The 23,080-nt window shown below is 72.3% G+C and carries 16 protein-coding genes; 7 read left to right on the top strand and 9 right to left on the bottom strand.

Translation table 11 applies throughout. From position 1 onward, the window contains the following. Positions 1–6: 6 nt before the first annotated feature. From ACWDGI_RS22660 to ACWDGI_RS22645, 4 genes are all read right to left on the bottom strand, one after another. Positions 7–1,248, bottom strand: a complete 1,242-nt coding sequence (locus ACWDGI_RS22660) for a cation:proton antiporter (protein ID WP_450761679.1) — start codon at positions 1,246–1,248, stop codon at positions 7–9. A 7-nt stretch (positions 1,249–1,255) separates the two neighbouring features. Then, entirely contained in the window at positions 1,256–1,741 is a 486-nt protein-coding gene (locus ACWDGI_RS22655; protein WP_362574665.1) for a cation:proton antiporter regulatory subunit, read from the bottom strand. 216 nt (positions 1,742–1,957) lie between these two features. After that, positions 1,958–2,326 (bottom strand): peptidoglycan-binding domain-containing protein, encoded by a 369-nt coding sequence (locus tag ACWDGI_RS22650; protein ID WP_450761677.1) that lies wholly within the window; start codon positions 2,324–2,326, stop codon positions 1,958–1,960. Between the two features lie 21 nt (positions 2,327–2,347). After that, entirely contained in the window at positions 2,348–2,704 is a 357-nt protein-coding gene (locus tag ACWDGI_RS22645) for a hypothetical protein (protein WP_450761675.1), read from the bottom strand. Here ACWDGI_RS22645 and ACWDGI_RS22640 point away from each other — a divergent pair. Together ACWDGI_RS22640 and ACWDGI_RS22635 are read left to right on the top strand one after the other, a co-directional pair. After that, positions 2,703–3,707: an ATP-binding cassette domain-containing protein gene (locus ACWDGI_RS22640; RefSeq protein ID WP_450761673.1), complete on the top strand. Its 1,005-nt coding sequence runs from the start codon at positions 2,703–2,705 to the stop codon at positions 3,705–3,707. The genes ACWDGI_RS22645 and ACWDGI_RS22640 overlap by 2 nt on opposite strands. After that, on the top strand, positions 3,704–4,498 hold the full coding sequence (locus ACWDGI_RS22635; protein WP_450761671.1) for an ABC transporter permease: 795 nt from the start codon (positions 3,704–3,706) through the stop codon (positions 4,496–4,498). Before ACWDGI_RS22640 ends, ACWDGI_RS22635 begins: the two co-directional genes overlap by 4 nt. On the opposite strand, the gene ACWDGI_RS22630 is transcribed toward ACWDGI_RS22635, so the two are convergent. Together ACWDGI_RS22630 and ACWDGI_RS22625 are read right to left on the bottom strand one after the other, a co-directional pair. Then, entirely contained in the window at positions 4,476–7,631 is a 3,156-nt protein-coding gene (locus tag ACWDGI_RS22630; RefSeq protein WP_450761669.1) for an ATP-binding protein, read from the bottom strand. The genes ACWDGI_RS22635 and ACWDGI_RS22630 overlap by 23 nt on opposite strands. Before the next feature lie 22 nt (positions 7,632–7,653). Continuing rightward, a complete protein-coding gene (locus tag ACWDGI_RS22625; RefSeq protein WP_450761667.1) occupies positions 7,654–8,514 on the bottom strand; it encodes a class I SAM-dependent methyltransferase in 861 nt (286 codons plus the stop codon). 255 nt (positions 8,515–8,769) lie between these two features. On the opposite strand from ACWDGI_RS22625, the gene ACWDGI_RS22620 reads away from it, so the two are divergent. Then, a complete protein-coding gene (locus tag ACWDGI_RS22620; protein ID WP_450761665.1) occupies positions 8,770–9,021 on the top strand; it encodes a hypothetical protein in 252 nt (83 codons plus the stop codon). 124 nt (positions 9,022–9,145) lie between these two features. Here ACWDGI_RS22620 and ACWDGI_RS22615 read toward each other — a convergent pair whose 3' ends face one another. Continuing rightward, positions 9,146–10,075, bottom strand: coding sequence for a hypothetical protein (locus tag ACWDGI_RS22615; protein WP_450761663.1), 930 nt, complete (start codon positions 10,073–10,075; stop codon positions 9,146–9,148). A gap of 203 nt (positions 10,076–10,278) precedes the next feature. Then, the gene (locus tag ACWDGI_RS22610; RefSeq protein ID WP_450761661.1) at positions 10,279–12,951 is read right to left on the bottom strand and encodes an ATP/GTP-binding protein; all 2,673 of its coding nucleotides are present in this window, start codon (positions 12,949–12,951) and stop codon (positions 10,279–10,281) included. A gap of 226 nt (positions 12,952–13,177) precedes the next feature. Here ACWDGI_RS22610 and ACWDGI_RS22605 point away from each other — a divergent pair, with 226 nt between their 5' ends. From ACWDGI_RS22605 to ACWDGI_RS22590, 4 genes are all read left to right on the top strand, one after another. Next, the gene (locus ACWDGI_RS22605) at positions 13,178–13,645 is read left to right on the top strand and encodes a hypothetical protein (protein WP_450761659.1); all 468 of its coding nucleotides are present in this window, start codon (positions 13,178–13,180) and stop codon (positions 13,643–13,645) included. Positions 13,646–13,901: 256 nt separating this feature from the next. After that, positions 13,902–14,546 (top strand): hypothetical protein, encoded by a 645-nt coding sequence (locus tag ACWDGI_RS22600; RefSeq protein WP_450761657.1) that lies wholly within the window; start codon positions 13,902–13,904, stop codon positions 14,544–14,546. Positions 14,547–14,634: 88 nt separating this feature from the next. Beyond that, entirely contained in the window at positions 14,635–16,647 is a 2,013-nt protein-coding gene (locus ACWDGI_RS22595; protein WP_450761655.1) for an SPFH domain-containing protein, read from the top strand. Between the two features lie 121 nt (positions 16,648–16,768). After that, the gene (locus ACWDGI_RS22590) at positions 16,769–21,862 is read left to right on the top strand and encodes a DNA repair ATPase (protein ID WP_450761653.1); all 5,094 of its coding nucleotides are present in this window, start codon (positions 16,769–16,771) and stop codon (positions 21,860–21,862) included. On the opposite strand, the gene ACWDGI_RS22585 is transcribed toward ACWDGI_RS22590, so the two are convergent. After that, the gene (locus ACWDGI_RS22585; RefSeq protein WP_450761651.1) at positions 21,844–22,911 is read right to left on the bottom strand and encodes a PucR family transcriptional regulator; all 1,068 of its coding nucleotides are present in this window, start codon (positions 22,909–22,911) and stop codon (positions 21,844–21,846) included. The genes ACWDGI_RS22590 and ACWDGI_RS22585 overlap by 19 nt on opposite strands. Positions 22,912–23,080 lie beyond the last annotated feature (169 nt).

The raw sequence follows: 23,080 nt of genomic DNA, 5'->3' as shown, positions 1-23,080 counted from the left end.
ACCGTGTCAGGCGCGGCGGACCGTGTCCGGTTCCTCCGCGCCGGCCGGGACGGGCACGGTGCTCTCGGCCGGCAGGGGTTCCGCGGCCCCCGACCGCCGGGTGAGGCGGCGGGCCAGGGGCTCGGTGTAGCGGGCGGTGAGGGGGCCGAGGACGACCAGGATCAGGACGTAGGCGGTGGCCAGCGGGCCCAGGGAGGGTTCGATGCCGGCGGTGACGGCGAGGCCCGCGATGACGATGGAGAACTCGCCGCGGGCGACCAGCGTGCCGCCGGCCCGCCAGCGGCCCTTGGCGGAGATCCCGGCGCGCTTCGCGGCCCAGTACCCGGTGGCGATCTTCGTCAGCGCCGTGACCACCGCCAGGGCGAGCGCGGGCAGCAGCACCGGCGGAATGCTCGCCGGGTCGGTGTGCAGGCCGAAGAAGACGAAGAAGACGGCGGCGAACAGGTCACGCAGGGGAGCGAGCAGGTGGTGTGCGCCCTCCGCCACCTCGCCGGAGAGCGCTATGCCGACGAGGAACGCGCCGACGGCGGCGGACACCTGGAGCTGCTGCGCGATTCCCGCGACGAGCAGCGTCAGACCCAGCACCACGAGGAGCAGCTTCTCCGAGTCGTCGCTGGAGACGAACCGGGAGATGTGCCTGCCGTAGCGCACCGCCACCACCAGCACCAGGCCTGCCACCCCGAGGGCGATCGCCAGCGTGAGGCTGCCGGCGGCCAGGCCGGCACCGGCGAGCAGCGCGGTGACGATCGGCAGGTAGACGGCCATGGACAGGTCTTCGAGCACCAGGATGCTCAGGATCACCGGGGTCTCCCGGTTGCCGAGCCGCCCCAGGTCGCCGAGGACCTTGGCGATGACCCCGGACGACGAGATCCAGGTGACGCCGGCCAGCACCACGGCCGCCACCGGGCCCCAGCCCAGCAGGAGGGCCATGGCGGCGCCGGGCAGCGCGTTCAGCGCGGCGTCGACCAGTCCCGCCGGGTACTGGGTCCTGAGGTTGGAGACGAGGTCGCTGGCCGTGTACTCCAGGCCGAGCATGAGCAGCAGCAGGACGACACCGATCTCGGCGCCGATCGCGACGAACTCCTCGCTGGTGCCGAGCGGATAGATCCCGCCGTTGCCGAAGGCGAGCCCGGCCAGCAGGTAGAGGGGTATGGGCGAGAACTGGAAGCGTCCGGCGAGCCGGCCGAGCAGCCCCAGGCCGAGGATGATCGCCCCGAACTCGATCAGGAAGACGGCGGAGTCGTGCACGGTGGCCTCACTCCCGCCCGAGTATGGAGGCGGCCGCGTCGACGCCCTCCTGGGTGCCGATCACGATGAGCGTGTCCCCGCCGGCGAGCCGGAAGCCGGGGGTGGGGGAGGGGACCGCCTCGGCGCGGCGCAGCACGGCCACGATGGACACACCCGTCTCGGTCCGCATCCGGGTCTCGCCGAGGAGCCTGCCGTTCCAGTACGACGTCGCGCCCAGCTCGATCCGCTCGGCGACCAGCCCCAGATCGGTGGTGGAGAGCAGGTTCGGGCTGTGGTGCGTCGGCATCAGCGCGTCGATGAGCGCGTCCGTCTCACCCGAGGACAGCCGCACCGACAGGGCGCAGGCGTCGGGGTCGTCCTGGTGATAGGCGCTGAGAATCCGTGAGCCGTCACGGTGCGCGACCACGGACAGCCTGCGCTGCTCCCGTGTCGTGAGGTCGTAACGGACCCCGATTCCCGGCAACGGCGTCCTGCTCAGGCGTGGAGCCCCCAAGGCTGTCTCCCCTGTCTCGTCGATCTCGCTTTGTGATCCCTTTGCGATTTCTTTAACCACACCCTAACGGCCGACGGCATGACACCGACGAACGGTTCGCGGGGGTGCGTGGGATCTGCGGTTCGAGCAGGGGCCGGAGCGGGGCGGACATGACCGAGCTGGAGTGCGCCTCGGTTCGCCTCGGTGCGCCTCGGTTCCGCGAGGGCCGGGCGGCCGTCAGGTCGGATACGGCGCGTAACAGTCCAGGGCCGGGTGGTAGAGGGCCTGCCAGGTGCGGCCCTCGATCACGCCGCTCTCCGGGAGGCCGTGACAGACCTGGATCCACTCGATCTTCTTCTGCGTGAGGGTGCCGTAGACCCCGTCGGGGTCGAGTCGGGGTGGCTCGCCGCCCCACGCGTTGCTGAGGCACTGGGCCTGCTGGACCGCCGCGCCGCTGTCGCCGTACGTGAGGGTGGGCCGGAAGCCCGACGACACGTAGGAACAGCTGTGCTCGGTGGCGGCCGCGGCGGTGTGGGGCACCGCCAGGCCCAGTGCGGCGGCCGCGCTCAGTGCCGCGGCCGAGGTGAGCAGTCGGTTCCGTCGCATGCGCGCTCCTTCAGGGCCGGCTCATGCCATGGTCGCGCGCGGGCGGCGACCTCCGCGAGTCGGACACGCGGCCACAGGACCGGAGGACCGCAGGAGGCGCGGAGTCCCGGCCACCGCCCGGTGGTGCGCGGTACGGCGGTCGCGCACGACGACGATCCCCAGCACGCCGAACGGCTTCACGAACACGGGCGCGGCCAGGTCGCTGCCGATGGCCGCCGTCGGGTTCACCTCGAACACCATGACCATGATCGGGGTCATCAGCCCTCCGCCGCCCATGCCGGTGAGACCCACGGCGAACCCGGCGCTGAAACCGTCCGCCCCGCGCTGAAACCCGGCTGAAGCCGTGCTGAACCGCCGCGGCCGCAAGCTCTGCGGCATGACGACGACAGACACCGAACAACTCGCCATCGCGGCGACCGGGTTGCGCAAGGCCTACGGGGACAAGACCGTCCTCGACGGCATCGACATCCGGGTACCGGCCGGCACGATCTTCTCCCTCCTCGGACCGAACGGCGCCGGCAAGACCACGGCGGTCAACATCCTCTCCACCCTGATCTCCGCCGACGGCGGCCAGGCCCGGATCGCCGGCCACGACATCACCACGCAGGCCCAGTCGGTACGGGCCGCCATCGGGGTCACCGGACAGTTCTCCGCCGTGGACGGCCTGATCACCGGCGAGGAGAACATGCTCCTCATGGCCGACCTGCACCACCTCTCCAAGAGCGAGGGGCGCCGGGTCACCGCCGAACTGCTGGAGCGCTTCGACCTCACCGAGGCCGCGAAGAAGGCCGCGTCCACCTACTCCGGCGGCATGAAGCGCCGCCTCGACATCGCCATGACCCTGGTCGGCAGCCCGCGGATCATCTTCCTCGACGAGCCGACCACCGGCCTCGACCCGCGCTCCCGCCACACCATGTGGCAGATCATCCGTGAGCTGGTCTCCGGCGGGACCACCGTCTTCCTCACCACCCAGTACCTGGAGGAGGCCGACCAGCTCGCCGACCGCATCGCGGTGCTCAACGGCGGCAAGCTCGTCGCCGAGGGCAGCGCCGGGGAACTCAAGCGGCTCGTGCCCGGCGGCCACGTACGGCTGCGGTTCTCCGACCCGGTGGCCTACGAGCAGGCGGCCACCGCCCTGCGCGAGACCACCCGCGACGACGAGGCGCTCGCCCTGCAGATCCCGAGCGGCGGCACCCAGCGCGAACTGCGCGCCATCCTCGACTGGCTGGACGCCGCCGGCATCGAGGCCGACGAACTCTCCGTGCACACCCCCGACCTGGACGACGTGTTCTTCGCCCTGACGGGCAGCCCCGCGGCTGCCACCGCCGACGCCGCCAACGCCGACAGCACCATCAACACCGCCAAGGAGACCGTCCGATGAGCACCGGGTCCTACGCCCTCCGCGACAACCTCACCATGCTGCGGCGCAACCTCCTGCACGCCCGCCGCTACCCCTCCCTCACCCTGAACCTCCTGCTCACCCCGGTCATCCTGCTGCTCCTCTTCGTCTACGTCTTCGGCAACGTGATGAGCGCCGGCATCACCGGCGGCCACGCCGACCGGTCCGACTACGTCGCCTACCTCGTCCCCGGCATCCTCTTCCTGACCGTGGCGATGACCTCGCTCGGCACCGCGGTGTCTGTGTGCACCGACATGACCGAGGGCATCATGGCCCGGTTCCGCACCATGGCGATCTCCCGCCCCTCCGTGCTGGTCGGTCACGTGATCGGCAGCGTGATCCAGACGATGATGGCGCTGGTGGTGGTCCTGGGCATCGGACTGGCCATCGGCTTCCGGCCCGACGCGACGCCGGTGGAGTGGCTCGCGGCGGCCGGCCTGATGGCCCTGGTCAGCCTCGCGCTGACCTGGCTCGCGGTCGGCATCGGCCTGATCAGCCCCAACCCCGAGGGGGCCAGCAACATCGGGACGCCGCTGGTCATGCTGCCGTTCCTGTCCAGCGCGTTCGTGCCGGTGGACGCCATGCCGGGCTGGTTCCGCTGGTTCGCCGAGTACCAGCCCTTCTCGCCCTTCATCGAGACCCTGCGCGGTCTGCTGCTGGGCAGCGGGATCGGTACGAAGAACGCCGTGCTGGCCCTGGCCTGGGGCCTGGGGCTGACCGTGCTGGGCTACCTGTGGTCCCGGGCGCGGTTCACCCGCGAGCCCCGGCAGTGAGCTCGTGCAGGGCCGCGACCCGCAGCTGATCCCGCCCCAGGGCCGCGTACTCCGACCTCGCGTCGGCGTACGCGGCCCGATCCGCGTGCTCGGCCGCCGCCCGGGAGCGTTCCAGGGACAGGGTGGGGAACTCCCTTACCACCGGCATCCGTTCGGACAGCGCCAGCAGCCGTACGGCCGCCGGTTCGCCGTTGGCCAGCCGGGCGTGTCCCAGCGCCAGCAACAGCGTGCCGTACACCGGCAGTTCCACCGGGGACCCCTCGGCCGGTGAACCGTCGGCCGGGCCGCCGGCCAGCAGCCCGAGCAGGTACGCCCCCAACTCCTCGGTGAGCGCGGCGACCGGATCCGGCCGGCCGTGCTGCGCGTGCGCGGCCACCGCCGCCGACTGCAGCTGAAGGACCCACGAGTCCACGAAGGGATCGTCGGGGAACAGCGCACCGGCCTGCCGTACCCGCTCCGCGGCCCGGCGCCACAGCCCGAGCCCGATCTCGGTCAGTCCCCGGGCCAGCGCGATCTCCGCCCTGGCCGGCAGCTCGGGGCTGAATATCTGGTCCGACTCCGGCGGCTGGTCCACGGCGGCGAGGCCCAGCCAGTACTCGGCCTCGTCGATCTCGCCCATGTGCAGACAGGCCAGCACCAGCCCCCAGCGGATGCCGAGGGTGTCCGACCCGTCGCCGAACGCGTCGAGCGCGCTCAGTGCGGCACGCAGATGGTCGTACGCCTCCGCGCCCCGCTCGGACTGCAGGCACAGCTCGCTGACCCGGCCGTGGCTGAGCAGGTGCATGGCCGGGTTGTTCAGCGGGGCGAGCGCGTCGAGCATCCGGCGGGCGCTCTCCAGGGCCCGCTCCATGTCGTGCCCGGCCTCCCAGACGTAGCTGGCGACGGCCGAGGCGATGCCCGCCAGCATCGGCTCCTCGGCCTCGCACAACTGCTGGAGCCGAGCGAACTCCGGCGGCCTGATGTCCGGCACCGCGCACAGTACGACGGACAGGGCCCGCAGCACGGTGTCCGGCTGGGCGGGCGGCAGCCGGCGCAGGGTCACCAACTGGCGGACGGCGTGCGGGCCGTGGCCCATGAAGAGACTCGCCGCGCACACCGCCGCCGCGCTGCGGGCCGGTTCCACGTCCGCGGGGTTCTCGGGCCGGAAGTGGGAGAGGGGGCCCGCGGTGTCGGCGGCCAGCGAGGCCAGCCGGCCGTAGTGGGAGCCGGTGGACCACAAGGAGGACAGTACGGCGGTGACGCCCGCGGTGGTGGGTCCGTCGGCGCGGGCCAGCGCGTACCGCAGGGCGAGGACGAGGTTGTCCTGCTCGGCGCGGATCCGGCTCCAGGCGGGCCCCGGGTGGTGGCTGAACAGCAGGTCGTGGTGGGTCCGTCCGAACTCCCGGGCCCAGACCAGGAACCGGTCGGTCACCGCCGCCTCCTCGCCGGCCTCGGCGCGCCGGCCGGCACCGAACTCCCGCAGTGTCTCCAGCATGTGGAAACGCACTCCGGACGGGCTGTCACCCACCTTGAGCAGGGACTGACCGGCCAGTTGCTCCAGCAGTGCCAGCACGTCACCGCTCTCGCCGAGCAGGTACTCGGCCGCCTCCTCGGTGAAGCCGCCGGGGAACACCGACAGGGCACGCAGCGCGGCCTGACCGTCGGGCTCCAGGAGGTTCCAGCTCCACTCCACCACCGCCCGCAGGGTGCGATGCCGCTCGGGCGCGTCCCGGGCGCCGCCGCGCAGCAGCGCGAAACGGTCCTGCAGCCGGCGCGCGATGTCGGCCACCGACAGCACCCGCACCCGGGCCGCGGCCAGCTCCACGGCCAGCGGCAGCCCGTCCAGGTGCCGGCAGATCTCGGCCACCCGGTCGGCGGGCAGCTCCACCCCCGGCCGGGCGGCCCGCGCCCGCTGCCCGAACAGCTCGACCGACATCGCCGGTGAGAGCTCCGGCAGGGCGTACACGGACTCCGAGGTCAGCCCCAGCGGAGCCCGGCTGGTGACCAGTACCCGCAGCTCCTTGGACCGCGAGACCAGCGTCTGTACGAGACCGGCGGCGCCGGCGATCACCTGCTCGCAGTTGTCCAGCACCAGCAGCGCGGATCCCGTGCCCAGCGCGGCGACGATGCCGGTCACCGCGTCCCCGCCGCCGCTGAACCGGCCGCCCTCCCCGGCGCCGACGGCCGAGGCCACCTCGCCGGCCACGTCGTCGTCGACGAGGACACCGGCGAGGGTGACGAAGTACACCACGGGCTGCTCGGCCGCGCGGCTCACCGCGTGGGAGAGCCGGGTCTTGCCGAGACCGCCGGGACCGACGACGCTGACCACCCGGAACGTGCGCAGCAGCCCGCCCACGGCGGCGACATCCGCGTCCCGCCCGAGCAGGGGGTTCGGCTCGTGCGGAACCCCGTGCCGGACCCTCGGCACGTCCGACCGCACCAGCTCCTGGTACGCCGATCTGAGCCCGGGCCCCGGGTCGGTCCCCAGCTCGTCCCGCAGCCTGCGGCGGTAGGCGTCGTACCGGGTCAGCGCGGCGGCCCGCCCGGCGGTAGCGGCCTCGCACCGCAGCAGCTCCGCCAGCACCTCCTCGTCCCGCGGCAGTTCCCGGGCGAGGGCGGTCAGCGGCGCCGCGGCCTCCGCCCGCCGGTCCAGCCGGGCGAGTGCGAGCGCCCGGGCCCGGACCAGCGCGCGATGCGCCCGGACCCGCCCGGCGCGCAGCGCCACCAGCGGATCGTGCAGGTCCTCGCCCGCACCGGCGCCCACGCTCCCGTCCCAGAGCGCCAGCCCGGCCTCGGCCTGTGCCAGGGCGCCTTCGTGATCCCCGGCCCGCGCCCGCTCGGCACCGTCCGCCTCGTGCAGCAGCAGGGCGGAACTGTCGACCTGCGTCTCGTCCAGCGCCAGCCGGTACCCCGTCGGCGTACTCACGATCAGCTCGGCACCCAGCTGCGACCTGAGCCGCGACACCAGGATCTGCACGGCCTTGCCGGGCCGCTCAGGCAGCTCCTCCGCCCACAGCCCCTCCACCAGCCGGCCGGTGCTGCAGCCGCCGCGCAGATCCTCCGCGAGCAACGCCAGCAGTCCGCGCAGCCGGGGCGCGGTGATCTCCCGTCCACGGCAGGCGACTCGGGGCAGCAGGATCAGCTCGGTGGTCACCCGTGCAGAGTAGCCATCCTCCTCAACGCCGTGCGGAGACGACGTAGTGGTCCAGCAGTCCGTCGCGACAGGCCGGCAGGAAGTTCCGCGGCCACCGCACGGGCAGGTCGATGCCGGACAGGAAATGATCCAGACCCGCCCAGACCTGACCACCGATCGACTCGGCTCGTACGTCGGTCAGCCCGGCAGCGTCCAGGGCCTCGAGCAGTGAGACAAGCGGGTGGGCCACATCCAGCCCGGACGCGAAGCTGTCCAGCCGCGCGGCAAGCTCCGCACCGATGTCCGCGGCACCCGTGTCCGCGACACCCGTGTCCTCCGCACCCGTGTCCTCCGCACCGACCGGCAGAAAGAAACTGGTGACGGCAAGCCGCCCACCGGGCCGCAGCACCCGCGCGGCCTCCCGCCCGAACGCACCCAGGTCACGAAAGTGCTGGGCGGCCTCAACGGAGTACAGACACCCGAACCGCCCCTCCTCGAACGGCATCTCCTCCGCCGCCCCCTGCACGAACCGAAGCCGCTCCGGCGCCCGTCCAAGCACGCCGGCATTGGGCCGCCGGGCCCGCTCCACCTGCTCGGGGTGGACGTCCAGTCCGGCCACGGAGGCAAATCCGTACTCCTCCAGCGCGAGTACCGCGCCCAGCCCGAGCCCACAGCCCACCTCGACGGCATGGGTGTCGGCCCCGTCGAGAGTGCCCAGCACACGGCGGTACAGATCCTGTTGGCTCCGCACCCGGTCCTCGGCGGTCAGGGGCCGGTCGAGCGGAATCCCCTCCCAGTGACCGAAGTTGATGAACCCGCCCCCGAACGCCGGTGCGGAGCTGAGGTCCTGGGGCCCGTAGACGGCACGCACGGAAGGCGCGACGTCGTAGCGGATACCGTCCACACGATCTCCCTGTCCACGATGAGAGTGCTCGGCCTCTGGAACGCATCGTGCCCCGCGTCCCCGGTCACGACATCCAGACCACCTGCCCCCGACCGCTGCGGACCCCCGGCCGGAGGAAGCCGCATCGACCGATTGGCCCTCAGAACCCCCGGATGGCTTCCCCGATGAGCGCCGGGCGGGATGTCGATCTAGCCTCCGAAATGAGCGCTAAGTGGATCTTCTGATAGTGCGCTCCACTTGTCCCGAGGAGGAGAAATGAACAGTTTTCGCAAGGTTGCCGTTGCGGTCGCGATCATAAGCGGTGTCAGCTTCATGGGCGTCAGCCCTGCCAGTGCCCAGGTCGCGAACGGTGGGCACGGCGGCGGGTGTAGGTCCCATGACCTGAACCTCGACATCCTCGGCGAGGTGGGCGTCCTCAACGGCCTGGGCGGAAACCTGATCAACGGCGAAGGCAGCCCAGGCGCGCAGTTCACCGACATCGGTTCCGACTGCGATCACGGCTGGTAGTCGACTTGCCGGTGTTGGCTCCGAAGTAGATGCCAAAGGCCCCACGCCATGACGGCGAACTCGAGGGGCTGTCGCAGACGCTCGGCTGGGAATCCCCAGCCGAGCGTTTCGCGTGACCGCTCGGCTAGGAATCGCTGAACCAGGAGCCGATCGAGTTCCATTGGAAAGCATCCCGCCAGGCGATCTCGCCGGCCGCCCAGCCCGCCAGGGCTGCGATGACCTTGTCCGCTGAGAGTGTCCGTGTCTGATAGTGCTCGGCGGGACCGCGATCACGATGTTCGAGCTGGTAGGTGCCGTCAGGGCGGAGCCAGACCTGGGCGTAGCAGTCCGCCTCCGCGGCGCACTGCAACACAAGGTGCCCGTCACGCGGGAGGTTCAACACCGCTGCTTCCAGTCCGGCGCCGCGTGGGCAGCTCTGTTCGGGGCGGTGGCCTGGGTGCGCAGGGTGGTCAACGGCTGCGGGATCTTCTCGGACAGGCTCGGCCGGCGGTAGTCCGCAGGCATCGATCAGTTCGAAGAGGAGGTTTTCCACGAGCGGGTCCGCCCTCTTGGTCAGGACCGCACGTAGCGCATCACGGTCCGCGGTAAACCCGCTCTCGGCTGCCCAGACCGCTATCTGCTCCGCTGTCCGGGGCACGTCCGCGAGCAACCAGCGGACTCTCCTGTCCTTGTCGGTCTCCCCCTGCGGCGCCTCATCCTCCGAAGGCGGCGACACCGACACCTCGTAGTCGGCGGCCATCACCGGATCGAGGAAGGTCGACCAGGCGACCCCGGACGGAGTGAGACCGCGGACGTAGCAGACATCGCTGTCCATGACGCTTGCGATCATGACTGGCGAGCCGGTTACGGTGACCAGCCGGTGCAGCCACCGGTCGTCGCCGTTCTCCGGCAGATGGTCATTCACTTGCAGCGTCCGCCAGCCCCCGGGGCGTGGCCAGCACTCGTGGAAGCGTTCGGTGCGCTCCTCGATGCACCACTCCGGGTCGTCGAATACAGGCAGATCCGTCAACGACGAATCGCTGCGCACCAGAACAAAATCGCCTGAATAACCCATGCTTCCTCCCCGGAGACTGCCGCGATGCTAGCGACAGGGACGGACACCGGCTGGGTTGCCCATGCGGCGGGGGAGCGGAACAGCGCAGGACGTCAGGAACAGGCGTCCAGCCGACGAAAGTGCTCCAGACCGGCCTCCCGGACACCCTCCGCGTAAGCCTGGGGCAAGCTCGCTAGGCCGCACCCGACTCCGCCCGGTGCGGTCTAGCGGGCTGTACCGAGGTGGCTGCGGCGTGTCTCGACCAGGCGGTGCCATCGTTCGCGGGTCTGTCGTTCTCCGTCGATCCACCGTGCTCGCGCGGGTTGCTCGGGAAGGGGAAGTCCGCCCATGAAGTGCGCGATGTCGACGTAGTAGGCGTAGTCGCCGCTGAGCGTGAGTTCGCGCAGGCGGGTGATCGCGGTGACGAGGTCGTCCTGGGAGTCGAGGGCGGCGTGGTGGAAGCACAGGGCCAACTGCAGTTTGGCTGCGGCATAGGAAATGCCGGAGGCGCCGATTTCGGCGAGCAGTACGGCTGCTCGGTCGGGCACGTCCGCGGCGAACCCGGCGTCGCGTACGAGCGCGGCGATGCGAGCGGTCATCTCGCTGGAGCGCAGACTGAGGTGCGACAGCAGCCGGTCTGCCAGGTCGAGTTCGTCATCGCCGCGGAGCGGGTCGGCGATGGAGACAGCGAAGGCGAGATGCGCCTGGGCCATGGCGGTCTCGCCGACCGCACCGTGTTCTTCGGCTTCGCTCCTGGCCGCCAGGTAGGCGGCGGTCGCCCGCTCCATGTCTCCCTGTACCCACCACACGTCTCCCAGGACCCGATGGTGCCGTCCCTCCCAGCCCAGCCGCCCGGCGGCTTCCACTGCCGCGGGGAAGTCTCCGGACAGTCGGCTCAGGTGTGCCAGGCCCCGTTGAGCGGCGGAAGCGAGCCGCCCGTCAGCGGAGGCGACACGCTGCATGCCTCGGCGTGAATCGTCGGTCAGGCCGAGGTCTCGCTGGGCCTTCGCCAGGTAGTACGTGGCCAGTTCAACGAGGTCGTCGGGGAGCAGCCCCGACGCCAGGACGGCCGAGAGTCGGCCGGCCGTGCGCTCGCGGTGCTCGTGCTGGCGCCGAGTGACGGCGCTGAGCGTTTCCACCAGGGCATCCGCGGCAGTCTGCAGACCGCCCGATGAAGGGTCACCCGCAGCGGGGAGCGCGAGCGGTTCCCAGATGGAATCTCCTACGTAATGGAATGCGGCATCGGAGAGCCAGCCGAGACCGAGACGGAAGTCCCGGGCGATCAGGAGACCTTGCTGAAGGCAGCGGACCAGTGCGTTGCGGTCGCGACGGGGGTCCTGGCGCCACTGGGATTCCAGGGCGTGGAAGGCGCGCTGGGCCGCGCGCTGCCAGTCCTGGTCCGACCAGCGGTCGTCACTGCCGTCGTCCGCACTGCGGATGGCGGCGCGGATCAGGTCGTGGACATGGAAGGGCCATACGCGGGAGGGCGACTCACGGATGAAGGGGCGTTCGATCAGCCGTAGGGCGGGGGCGTCGTGGTCCATGCCGGCGACCTGGGTGGCCAGGGGCACGGAGAATGCGCTGAGCAGGCTGACCGAGCGCAGTACGTGGCGCTCCTCGGCGGTCAGGTCGCTGAGAGTACGGGCGATCAGAGCCGGGAAATTGTGGTCGAAGTCGGTGACCTGCGGTTGTCTGCCGCCGCGCCGGAGTTCCAGGTAGCGCATGACCGACAGGTCGAGGTACAGAGGCAGCCCGTGGGAGCGTTCGGTGATGATCCGGCGGACCGGTTCGTCGATGAGTGGCTGTCCGTTGCGGCTCAGCCTGCGGGCCAGGTAGTCCTCGCAGTCTTCGGAGGAGAAGTCGCCGATCAGGATCTGGTGGCCGGATGCACCTGCGCCGGCATGTGCCGTGTCGGAGACGAGGCCGGGCCAGGCGTTCGGCCCGGTCCAGTCGAGTTGCCCTTCCAGGCTCGTCTCCGCCCACTGAAGGCGGTTGCGTCCGGTGACGACGAAGAACGCGTTGGGCATCAGCCACACGAGGCGCTGGAGCAGGCGCTCGACGTCACGGTGGGTGCGGTCTCCGGTGTCCTCGAAGGTGTCCAGCAGGATCACGGGCAGTGCGCGCTTGTCGGCCGGGAGTTGGGCCAGGTCCCAGGCGAGAAGGTGCGGGTAGAAGCTGAGGGCTTCCAGGTCGGGCTCGGCCTCCAGGAGATCGGCCAGGCGGGAGCAGCCGGCGAGGGCGCGTACGGACTGGCGCCGTTCGCGTAACGCCTTGATGAGCGCTCCGGCCCCGTGGCCCAGCGCGCTCCCGACGGTGCCGGGCAGGAGCAGGGCCTGGGCGACGTCGCTCAGGGCCGACTGCATCTGCTGCGGTAGAGCGGCTGCGGCGCTGAAGCGGCTCAGCAGCCCGCCCCGGCGCAGGTAGTCCTCGATCGGTTCGCCCAGGTGGTTGTGCTCCCAGTAGCGGCGCAGAGCGAGGTCGAAGGCGGGCATTGGCCGACCGAGCGCGGCGACGGCAAGGCGGACGGTGAGGATGACGCGTTCGAAGTCCATGCCCGCGGCGCGTGCGAGGTCGATACGGACCGGCAGCGTCCGCTCCTCGGGGTGGGACGGCGATTCCCACTGCACGGGACGATGCTCGCTGCGGGTGAGCGACGCCTCGATCTTGCGGGAGAGCGTGGACTTGCCGATCCCGCCAACGCCGTGGAACACGAGGACGTTACGGCGGGGAGCCTCCAGATCCTCCGCGTCGAAGTCCGCGCGGATCACATGCCGCACATGCTCGGCGAGGCAGGCCGTCACCGCTTGCCACTGTGCCTGCCGGTTCGTGAACGCCTCACTGGCGGCGATGCTCCGGTCGTTGGAGCTGAACAGAGTTCGAAGATCCCGCCCTGCCACTGCTCCCCCTGTTGATCAACTGGAGCAAAATCTATGCTGCCTTGAGGCCATGCTGACAGCCCGCATTCAGACGGGTCCGCGGGCAGCCGAGCGACGGTGAAGATCATCGGCAGGATCGGCTGCAAGCGTGGCGGTGCACGATTCGTGGGAAGCTCACGTCCGTCGCCCCCGAAGGCTGTTGGGACTCACCAAGTACCTTCCGGAACAGGCGTGTTGGAATGCCTTCATGGCCACTCCCGCTGACGGAACCACCCACCTGAGTCCGGACGAGCCCGAGCGGCGCCTGCGTGCCGAGATCGAGCGGCTGAGGGACGAGGCGACGCGCCAGAGGACACTCGCCCACCGCCGGGCCGAGTTCTGGACCAGGATGGACATCGCCCTCGGTTTCCCCGCTGCCCTGCTCGCCGGCACGGCGGGAACGGCGGGACTGGCCTCCGCGGACGCGCGCGTCCCCGCCGCCCTCGCCGCTCTGACCTCCGCCGGGTTCGCGGCGGGAGCGGGCTTCCTGCGCAGCGACAGCAGGCGCCGCGCCAACAAGCGCGCCCGGCACGCATGGGCCTCCGTCGAGGCCAGGGCCACGGTGGCACTGGCCCAGGAGCAGGTGACCCCCGAGATCCTCGGCAGCCTGCTGGAGTGCCGCCAGGCCGCGCTGGTCGCCTACGACGGCGAGGAGCCCCGGCCGGGAGCGTCCTGATTCGCAGCCCTTCGACCACCGCCCCTGCCGAGGAACTCGGAGTGGGTGACCTGGCAGGCGTCGCCGTCGACGGGCACGCACGGCAGAGCCGTCAGGCTCGGGCACCGGCGTCCGCAGTGTGAGCTGAACCGGGACGTGAAAGGACCGCCGAGACTTCCGGGATCATGCACTGCGCGGTCGTTGCCCCGGTGTCACCCTTGCGCGTGCGGCACACGAAACGTGGCCGTCGGGGGATCTGCAGAGGCGGGCGAGTGCAGTGGGGGACTTTCTGGGGGCGGTCACGGCGTTTCCGACCGTGGTCTTCAGCTTCGCGCTCGTCGTGGTGGCGGTCTACTGGCTGCTGGTGCTCCTGGGGGGCGCCCACTTCCACGGGGCGCGCGGAGGACACCACGGGCACGGCCACGGCCACGGGCATGGCGGGGGACGCCATGGCCACGGGGGACTGCAGAAGGTGCTGGGCCTGGGCGGGGTGCCGATCACCGTGGCGGTGTCGCTGGTGGTCGCCTTCGCCTGGTTCAGCGCGCTCAGCGGCCGGGTCGTGTTCGGCAGCGGCCACGGGGGAGTGCTGCTGCCGGCCGCCCTGGCCGGCGGGTGGGCGGGGGCGCGGCTGCTGGCGTGGCCGTTGCGGCGGCTGATGCCGGCCCCCGCCCCGCCGCCCTCGCGCCGGGACTTCGTCGGCCTCGGCTGCGTGATCCGCACCGGCCGGGTCGGCCCCGACTTCGGACAGGCCGAGGTCCGTGCGGCCGACGGCTCCTCCGCGGTCGTACAGGTCCGGCAGAGCCTCGACGACGCGGCGGGGCCGGGCGGCGTACTCCGTGCCGGGGCCTCGGCACTCATCTACGACTACGACGACGCGGGCGAGTACTTCTGGGTCATGCCCGCCGTGCCGGCCACCGGCTGACGCGGCCTCACCCTCCGCTGCGTTCGGGCGTCGAGTACGCCCACAGATCGTTCATCCATCCACGACGAGGTCGTCCAAGGGAACAGCCATGTCTGTCGTCACCATCGGAATCGGCGTGCTGGTCGCCGTCCTGCTGCTCATCGGCCTGGGCACACTGCTGCTCTTCGGCCGGCTGTTCCGCAAGGTCGTCCAGGGCGAGGCGCTGATCGTCTCCCGGCCCAAGAGCGTCGACGTCACCTTCACCGGAGCCCTGGTGCTGCCGATGCTGCACCGGGCCGAGGTCATGGACATCTCGGTGAAGACCATCGAGATCATCCGCACCGGGCGGGAGGGCATGATCTGCAAGGACAACATCCGCGCCGACATCCAGATCACGTTCTTCGTCCGGGTCAACAAGACGGTCGAGGACGTCGTCAAGGTGGCCCAGGCGATCGGCACGGAGCGGGCCAGCCATCAGGAGACCCTGCAGAACCTGTTCAGCGCGAAGTTCGCCGAGGCGCTGCGGACGGTGGGCAAGCAGCTCGACTTCGCCGACCTCTACACCAAGCGCGAGGAGTTCAGGGACCGCATCGTCGCGGCCATCGGCACCGACCTGAACGGCTACCACCTCGAGGACGCCGCGATCGACCACCTCGAGCAGACCCCGCTGGAACAGCTCGACGCCTCCAACATCCTGGACGCCCAGGGCATCCGGAAGATCACCGAACTGACGGCGCTGGAGCACATCCGCACCAACGACTTCCAGCGCAACGAGGAGATGGAGATCACCCGCCAGAACGTGGACGCGCGCGAGGCCGTCCTGGAGCTGGAACGGCGGCGCGCGGAGGCGGAGATCAGGCAGCGCAAGGGGATCGAGACCCTGCGCGCGCAGGAGGAGGCGGCCACCGCGCAGGTCCAGGAGGAGGAGCGGCTCAAGGCGCACAGCGCGCTGCTGCGGACCGAGGAACTGCTCGGTGTCCAGCGGGAGAACCAGGTGCGGGAGATCGCGGTCGCCGAGAAGAACCGGGAGCGGGTCCTCGCGGTGGAGAGCGAGCGCATCGAGAAGGACCGGTTGATGGAGGTCGTCAACCGGGAGCGGGAGGTGGAGCTCGCCAGGGCGGAGAAGGAGCGGCAGGTCGAGGTGGAGCGCCGGGGCGTGGCCGACGTGGTGCGCGAGCGGATCGCGGTGGACCGCACGGTCGCCGAGCAGGAAGAGGAGATCAAGCGGGTCCGGGTGGTCCAGGAGGCCGAGCGCACCCGGCAGACCGTCATCATCGCCGCCGAGGCGGAGGCGCAGGAGCAGCTGGTCAAGGACATCAAGGCGGCCGAGGCCGCCGAGCAGGCCGCGCACCTGCGGGCGAAGGAGCAGCTGGTGCTGGCCGAGGCCGGGCAGAAGCGCGCGGAGCTGGAGGCCGCGGCCAACGTACGCCGGGCGGAGGGCGAGCGCGCCCTGGCCGGGGCGGCCGGTCTGGCCCAGGCCGAGGTGGCGGAGCGGCAGGCCATGGCCGAGGCGGCCGGCGTGCGGGCCCGCCTGGAGGGCGAGGCCGCGGGCCTGAAGGAGAAGGCGGAGGCCGTCGAGAAGGTCGGGCTCGCCGAGGCCGCCGTCGCTCAGAGCAAGGCGAACGCGGAGGCGGTGGGCATCCGGGAGCGGCTCCTCGGCGAGGCCGCCGGTCTCAAGGAGAAGGCGGCGGCGATGGCCGCGCTGGACGAGGTGTCCCGGAGCCACGAGGAGTTCCGGCTGCGCCTTGCCGCCGACAAGGAGGTCCGGATGGCCGCGCTGGAGGTCCAGAGCAAGGTGGCCGAGGCCCAGGCGGCGGTGCTGGCCGCCGGACTGGAGAGCGCGGACATCGACATCGTCGGCGGCGACAGCGTGTTCCTGGAGCGGCTGGTCGGCGCGGTGTCCTTCGGCAAGGCCATCGACGGCGCGGTGCAGGGCTCGGAGACGGTGCAGGCCCTCGGGGCGGACTGGCTGAACGGCGAGAAGAGCTTCAGCGGCGACGCGACGGAGGTACTGCGCTCACTGGCGGCCGGCGGCCCGTGGAACCTGGCCCTGCTGATGAAGCTGCTGGGCGGCGAGCAGAGTGGAGACCCCGTACAGCTCGCCAACGGTACGACGAAGTAGCGCCCCGTAAGGGGCGCGGGGCTGTATTGATGTGCGGCTACCGCCGCGCGGGCGCGACCAGCCACAACGATGCCGCAGACGACCGACGGCGCAACGCGGCCAGGAGAAACGGAAAGCAACCATGGGCGTCGAGGACGGCACCTACCAGATCCTGCGGCAACGGCTCGCCGACCGCGCCGCGGAACTCGGCCGACGGGCCGCCTCGCTGAACTCCCGTCGGCAGGACGCCTTCGGCTCCCGCCCCCTGGAGCTCGCGGGCTCGGCCCGCCCCCGCACCGGCGGCGAGGCCACCGCACGCGGCGTGGTCGCCGTACGGCCCGACGTCCTCCTCCTGGGGACCTCGGCACCCGACCTCGACACGGGGCTGCTGTCGCTGCACACCCTGGACGGCTCGCCCCTGGACCACGAGAAGGTCCCCGGTCTGCTCGACGACGAACGGTTCCACCGCGACCTCGCCGAGCTGCTGCGCTACTACCGGGACGCGCGCCTCACCGACCTGAGGCGTACGGCGTCGGGGCGGCTGCTCGCCGTGTTCCGCACCGGCGGGAACGAGGGCGATCTGCGGGTCCTGAGCTGGCAGTTGGGGACCGACCGGGTCGAGTACCTGGGCAACCACGGTGAACGCGACCTGCCGCAGCCGCCCGTCTCCGAGCTGCCGTGGACGACGACCGGACGCGAGTACCACGCGGACGGAAGGATCCTGATCCAGGGCGGCGAGGGCGCGGTCTCGGTCGCCACCACCGGCGGCAGCCTCACGGTCCGGGCGCATCCCGGCGACCGGTCGCTGTTCCGGGAAGCGGTCGACGAGCCGCTGCAGAGTCTGGCCGACGCCACGATCGCCTACGCGGCGACCGGACCCCTGCTGCTCCTGCGGATCCGCCCCTACAACGAACCGGCGGACCGCTACCTGGTCGTCAACACCCGTACCGGTTCGGTGCGTCGACAGGACTCGCTGGGCCGCGGTGCCAGGCTGCTCCCCGCCGAGCAGGGCCTGATCTTTCCCGGCGGCTACGAACTGGCGGACGGCAGCCATCGGGTCTTCCGCATCGGCGGCGGGGCGACTGGAACGGGCGGCGCGTCCGGTGCGGGCGGTACGGGCGGCGCGTCCGGTGCGGGTGGTGCAGGCGGCGCGTCCGGTACGGGCGGTGCCGGTTCCGCGGGCGACGGGTCCGCCGCCGACGAGCTGCGCTTCGACGCGGTGCTCCCCTCGCCCAACGGCGAGGACCTGCTCTACGTCCTGAGCCGGCCTGGCCGTGCCCAGGTCCTGCTGCTGCCGTGGAACACCGTCCGCCGCGAGGCCGCGAGCGCCCTGCACGGCGCGGCGTACGCCCTGCTGCCGGACGGCACTCTCGTTCTCCTCAAACCCGACCACGAGCCGGTGCGCACGCACGAACTCCAGCTGTGGCAGACCCCTTTCCAGTCCGCCGACCACGCCGCCGCCCAGCCCGTCGGGGACGGCCCGCTGGCGCGGATCGGCAACGCCGACCTGGTCGCGGGCATCGCCGACTGCCTCGACGTGGTCCGCGGCGCGACCGCCGCCGCGCAGGAGAACCGGACGACGGCCTCCCCGGAGCTGATCCTCGACGCCTGCGCCAAGGCGACGGACCGCCACTACTGGCTCGCCGACACCGGCCTGCTCGAACCACTCACCGAACTGCGGGCCGCCGCCGAGCAGTTGGTCGCCGAGCAGGCCAGGATCCGGCAACTCGCCGCGCGCGCCGCACAGGCGCTGGACCAGGCGGCCGCGGAGGCCGCCGCGCTGGTCCGCCGCTCCCACGGTGAACCGCCCGTCGACGCGGACGCCTGGACGGCACTCCTCACCGAACTGCGCCGGGCTCAGGGCCGTACCCGCACCCTGCGCGAACTGCCCCAGCTCGACCTGGCCGCACTGGACCGGGTCGAGGCGGACCTGGCCGCCGAGCTGACGGCGGCGACCGAGCGTGCCTTCGCCTTCTTCGCAGGTCCCGACGCCTTCGCCGGCCCCCTGGCCGCCGCGCGGCTCGCCGCAGAGGAAGCGGCCTCGATCGGCACCGCCGCCGAGGCCGCGCGGCTCGCCGACCGCCTCACCGAGCAGGCGGACGCCCTGGCCACCGTCACCGACCTGGTCACCGGAGCGGCCGATGCCGACCCGAGCGCGGGAACGGCCGTACTGCTGGCCATCGGCGAGGTCCTGGCGGCGGTCAACCGTGCCCGGGCGGTGCTGACCACCCGCCGCCGCGTCCTGCTCGACGCCGAGCACCGCGCCGCGCACGCCGCGGAGTCGGCGCTGCTCGCCCAGGCGGCGACCGCCGCCCTGTCCGCGGCCGACACCCCGGCCGCCTGCGACGACCAACTCGCCCGTCTGCTGTTGCGGGTGGACGCGTTGGAGGCCCGCTTCGCCGAGGCCGAGGATCTCGCCGCCGACCTGGCCCTGCGCCGGGAGGAGATCCGGCAGGCGTTCGCCGCCCGCCGCCAGAGCCTGCTGGACGAGGCCGCCGCCCGCGCCGACCGGGCCGCCGCCTCCGCCCGCCGAGCCCTTCAGGCGCTGAGCCGCAGGCTCGCCGGGCTCGGCTCGGCGGCCGACATCCACGCCGCGCAGGCCGCCGACCCGATGGCGCTGCGCGTCCGCGCCGCCGCCGGGGAACTGCGCGGCCTCGACGACCGGGTACGCGCCCAGGAACTGGAGGACGGCCTGCTCGGCGCCGTCCGCACCGCCCTGCGCGAGCTGCGCGACCGCGCCGACCTGTCCGAGGACGGCGGCGCCACCGTCCGGCTGGGCCGCCACCGCTTCGCCGTCCGCCGCGAACCGGTGGAACTCACCCTCCAGCCGGACGGCGACGACGGTCTGGCATTCGTGATCACCGGTACCGGCTACCGCCGGGCGGCCGACCTCCCCGAGATGCCGGCCGACCGCGAGTTCTGGACACAGCCCCTGGTCAGCGAGTCACCGTCGCTCTACCGCGCCGAGTACCTGGCCGCCTCGCTGCTGGCCACGGCCACCGGTGAACCGGGTGAACCGCTGCTCGACCAGGTCCGCCGCGCGGCCGAGCGGGGCTACGACGAGGGGTACGAGCGCGGCGTCCACGACCACGATGCCGCGGCCATCCTCGGCGCGCTGCTGCGGCTGCGCGCCGGTGCCGGTCTGCTGCGGCACCCCGCCGAAGTGCGCGCCACCGCCCAGCTGTTCTGGGCGCACGGCGCGACCGACGCCCAGCGGGCCGCCTGGCAGCGCCGCGCCCGCTCCCTGGCGCTGGCCCGCGTCCACTTCGGAGCCGACGGCCACTTCGGAGCCGACAGCCACTTCGGACCTGATGGCCACTTCGGTCCCGACGGCCACTTGGGTCCCGACGGTGCCGCGCCGGCGACCGCCCCGTCCGCGGCGGCGACTGCCTCCTCCGAGCTGGCGACTGCCTCCTCCGAGCTGGCGGCCGAACTCACGGCCGCGGTCGCCGAGTTCACCGCCGCAGTCGGGCTGCCGCCGGTGCCACGGGCCGGCGAGTACCTCCAGGAGGAACTCGCCGACCCGCAGGAGGGATTCGCCACCGGCGTCGCCGCGCGCACCCTCCTGGACGGCTTCCGCCACACCGCCGCCGCCCCCGTCCTCACCGCGGACCTGGGCGCGCTCGGCGCCGACCTGCCCGCGCGGCACCAGCTCGCCGGCGCCTGGCTGGGCTCGTACGCGGCCCTGCACGCGGAGGGCGAGGGCGTGCCGGAGGCCGTGGCGCACCTGTGCGCACCCGACCTGCCGCGTTACGAGATCACCGCGCCCGTCGGCGAGACCGTCGACGGCCTCCTCGGCACCCACCCCCGTGTCCGCGACGGCCGGCTGACCGTACGCATCGACGAACTGCCCCAGCGCGCACGGGTGTTCCGTGAGCAGCGAGCCCCCGCCTTCCGGGCCTTCCAGCGGCAGCGCGCGGACGTCCTGGTCGCCGAGCGGGCCCGGCTGCGCCTGGACGACCACTGCCCCCGCCCGCTCGCCGGCTTCGTCCGCAACCAGCTCATCGACCAGGTGTATCTCCCACTCGTCGGCGACAACCTGGCCAAGCAGCTCGGCACCCTCGACACCACCGGCCCCGCCGACCGAAGCGGCCTGCTGCTGCTCCTGTCCCCGCCCGGCTACGGCAAGACCACCCTGCTGGAATACGTCGCCGACCGCCTCGGCCTGCTCATGGTCCGCGTCGACGGCCCCGCGCTCGGAACCGGCACCACCTCACTCGACCCGGACCGCGCCCCCGACGCGGCCGCCCGCCGCGAGGTCGAGAAGATCGTGTTCGCCCTGGAGGCGGGCAGCAACGTCCTGCTGCACGTGGACGACATCCAGCACGTCTCCGCCGAGCTGCTCCAGAAGTTCATCCCGCTGTGCGACGCGCAGCGCCGTGTCGAGGCCGTCAGCGACGGCGTGGCCCGCAGCTTCGACCTGCGCGGGCGCCGTTTCGCCGTCTGCCTCGCCGGAAACCCCTACACCGCGAACGGGCGGCGCTTCCAGATCCCCGACATGCTCGCCAACCGCGCCGACGTCTGGAACCTGGGCGAGGTCCTCACCGGCCACCAGGACCTGTTCGCCCTCTCCTTCCTGGAGAACGCCCTCGCCGCCAACCCGGTGCTGGCCCCGCTCGCCGGAACCGACCCGGCCGACCTCGCTCTGCTGGCCGCCCTCGCCGACGGGGACCCGGGCGCACAGGCCGACCAGCTCGCCCACCCGGTGCACGACCTGGACCGGGTGCTGGCGACTCTCACCCGGCTGCGCCGTGTCCAGCGGACCGTCCTGGCCGTCAACAGCGCCTACATCGCCTCCGCCGCCCAAGAGGACACCGACCGCCTCGAACCGCCGTTCCTGCTCCAGGGCTCCTACCGCACCATGGCCCGGCTCGCCGCCCGGATCGACCCCGTCCAGAGCGACACCGAGGTCGAGGCCCTGCTCGACGACCACTACCTCGCCGAGGCACGGAGCCTCGGCAGCGCCGCCGAGGCCAACCTGCTCAAACTCACCCGGCTCCGCGGCCGGTCCACCCCCGAACAAACGGACCGCTGGCACGCACTGTGCGCCGCGTACACGTCCGCCGCCCAGCCGCCCGCCGGCTCGCCCTCCGCCTCCTACCCGTCCGTCGGCTCGCCCTCCGCTTCCTACCCGTCCGTCGGCTCGCCCTCCGTCTCCTACCCGTCCGTCGGCTCGCCCTCCGCCTCTTACCCGTCCGTCGGCTCGCCCTCCGTCTCCTACCCGTCCGCCGACTGATCCGGCCACCCCAGCAGCCGCGCACCGAACACCGCCGTCTCCAGGGTGTAGCGCTGCAGCGCGTCGTCCGGATCCAGGCCCGTGAGCCGGACGACGTGCGCGATGCGGTACGCCAGGGCGCGGACACTCAGTCCGAGCCGGCGTGCCGCCTCCGCCGCGACGTAGCGCGACTCCGCGTAGGCGGTCAGGGTCTCCAGCAGCAGCTGCGCCCCTCCACGCGCCTTCCGCAACGGGCCCAACACCCCGTGCACCAGCTCCTCCAGGGCCTCCCGGTCCCGCAACAGCACCGGCAGGACCAGCAGATCGGCCGCGTTCAGCAACTTCCCGTCCAGCCCCAGCTGGGCCGCCTGCTCCAACGCGTTCCGCGCCTCCTCGTAGGAGTGCACGACACCGCCGGGCCCGCTGTGCGGACGGCCCACCACGACCCGCCGCCCCTGCGTCAGCTCCGCGAACGCCTTGACCGCTGCGGCCTCACCCGGGCCGGAGGGCACGATGCACACCAGCCGCCCGTGCTTCACCGCGAGCAGGACCTCCTCCTCACCGAAGCGGCCGAGCAACTGCCGCTCCAGCGCCCGCACCTGGGGGTCCTCCAGGTCGTAGCCGTCGCCCTCGGCGACCGCGACGACATGCGCGCACGCCAGATTGAGCCCGAAGCGCTCGGCGTGTTCGGCCAGCCGTCCCAGGTCGCTGCGGCTGCTCAGCAGGTCCGCCACGAACTCCCGCCGCCCGGCCTCCTCCCGGCGCAGCCGTTCCCGGTACGCCCGGCCGTGCCCCGCGGCGAGCGCGGCCACCGCCGCCCGCAGCGCCGCCATCGACGCCGCGTCCACCGGCTGCCCCTCCCAGACCCTGCCGGTCGCGGCCAGCCGCTCGTCGACCAGCTCGGCGAGCCCCCGCCCCTCCTCGGCGGCCCGGTCGCCGTATGCGCGCAGCGACTCCAACTCCGCGCGACGCAGCCGCCGTCCGCTCCTGGCCACGTCCTCCAGCAACCGCCCCCACGAACCGTCCTCGGACGAAACGGACACGTCCGAGGTCGCTCTGTCCGTAGCCAACTCCCGCTTCCTCCCCCGCACTGCCACAGCGACGTGCCAGCGTACGCCGCACCGCGGACACCCGACACCCGAGGCCGCGTTTTCCACGTGCGGAGACGGCCGTACGCCGCCCGGCCGACGAGCCCTGCACGGTCGGCCGGACGCGGTACGGAACAGGCTCCTTCGCCCC

The organism is Streptomyces sp. NPDC001220 (genome assembly GCF_053597895.1).
The sequence above is the reverse complement of the archived record's forward strand: the minus strand, read 5'-3'. Positions and strand labels throughout refer to the sequence as shown.

Bases quoted from the DNA above. Each gene is read 5' to 3' on its own strand.
- ACWDGI_RS22650 (WP_450761677.1), bottom strand. From the start codon at position 2,326: ATGCGACGGAACCGACTGCTCACCTCGGCCGCGGCACTGAGCGCGGCC.
- ACWDGI_RS22640 (WP_450761673.1), top strand. From the start codon at position 2,703: ATGACGACGACAGACACCGAACAACTCGCCATCGCGGCGACCGGGTTG.
- ACWDGI_RS22645 (WP_450761675.1), bottom strand. From the start codon at position 2,704: ATGCCGCAGAGCTTGCGGCCGCGGCGGTTCAGCACGGCTTCAGCCGGG.
- ACWDGI_RS22635 (WP_450761671.1), top strand. From the start codon at position 3,704: ATGAGCACCGGGTCCTACGCCCTCCGCGACAACCTCACCATGCTGCGG.
- ACWDGI_RS22620 (WP_450761665.1), top strand. From the start codon at position 8,770: ATGAACAGTTTTCGCAAGGTTGCCGTTGCGGTCGCGATCATAAGCGGT.
- ACWDGI_RS22615 (WP_450761663.1), bottom strand. From the start codon at position 10,075: ATGGGTTATTCAGGCGATTTTGTTCTGGTGCGCAGCGATTCGTCGTTG.
- ACWDGI_RS22605 (WP_450761659.1), top strand. From the start codon at position 13,178: ATGGCCACTCCCGCTGACGGAACCACCCACCTGAGTCCGGACGAGCCC.
- ACWDGI_RS22595 (WP_450761655.1), top strand. From the start codon at position 14,635: ATGTCTGTCGTCACCATCGGAATCGGCGTGCTGGTCGCCGTCCTGCTG.
- ACWDGI_RS22590 (WP_450761653.1), top strand. From the start codon at position 16,769: ATGGGCGTCGAGGACGGCACCTACCAGATCCTGCGGCAACGGCTCGCC.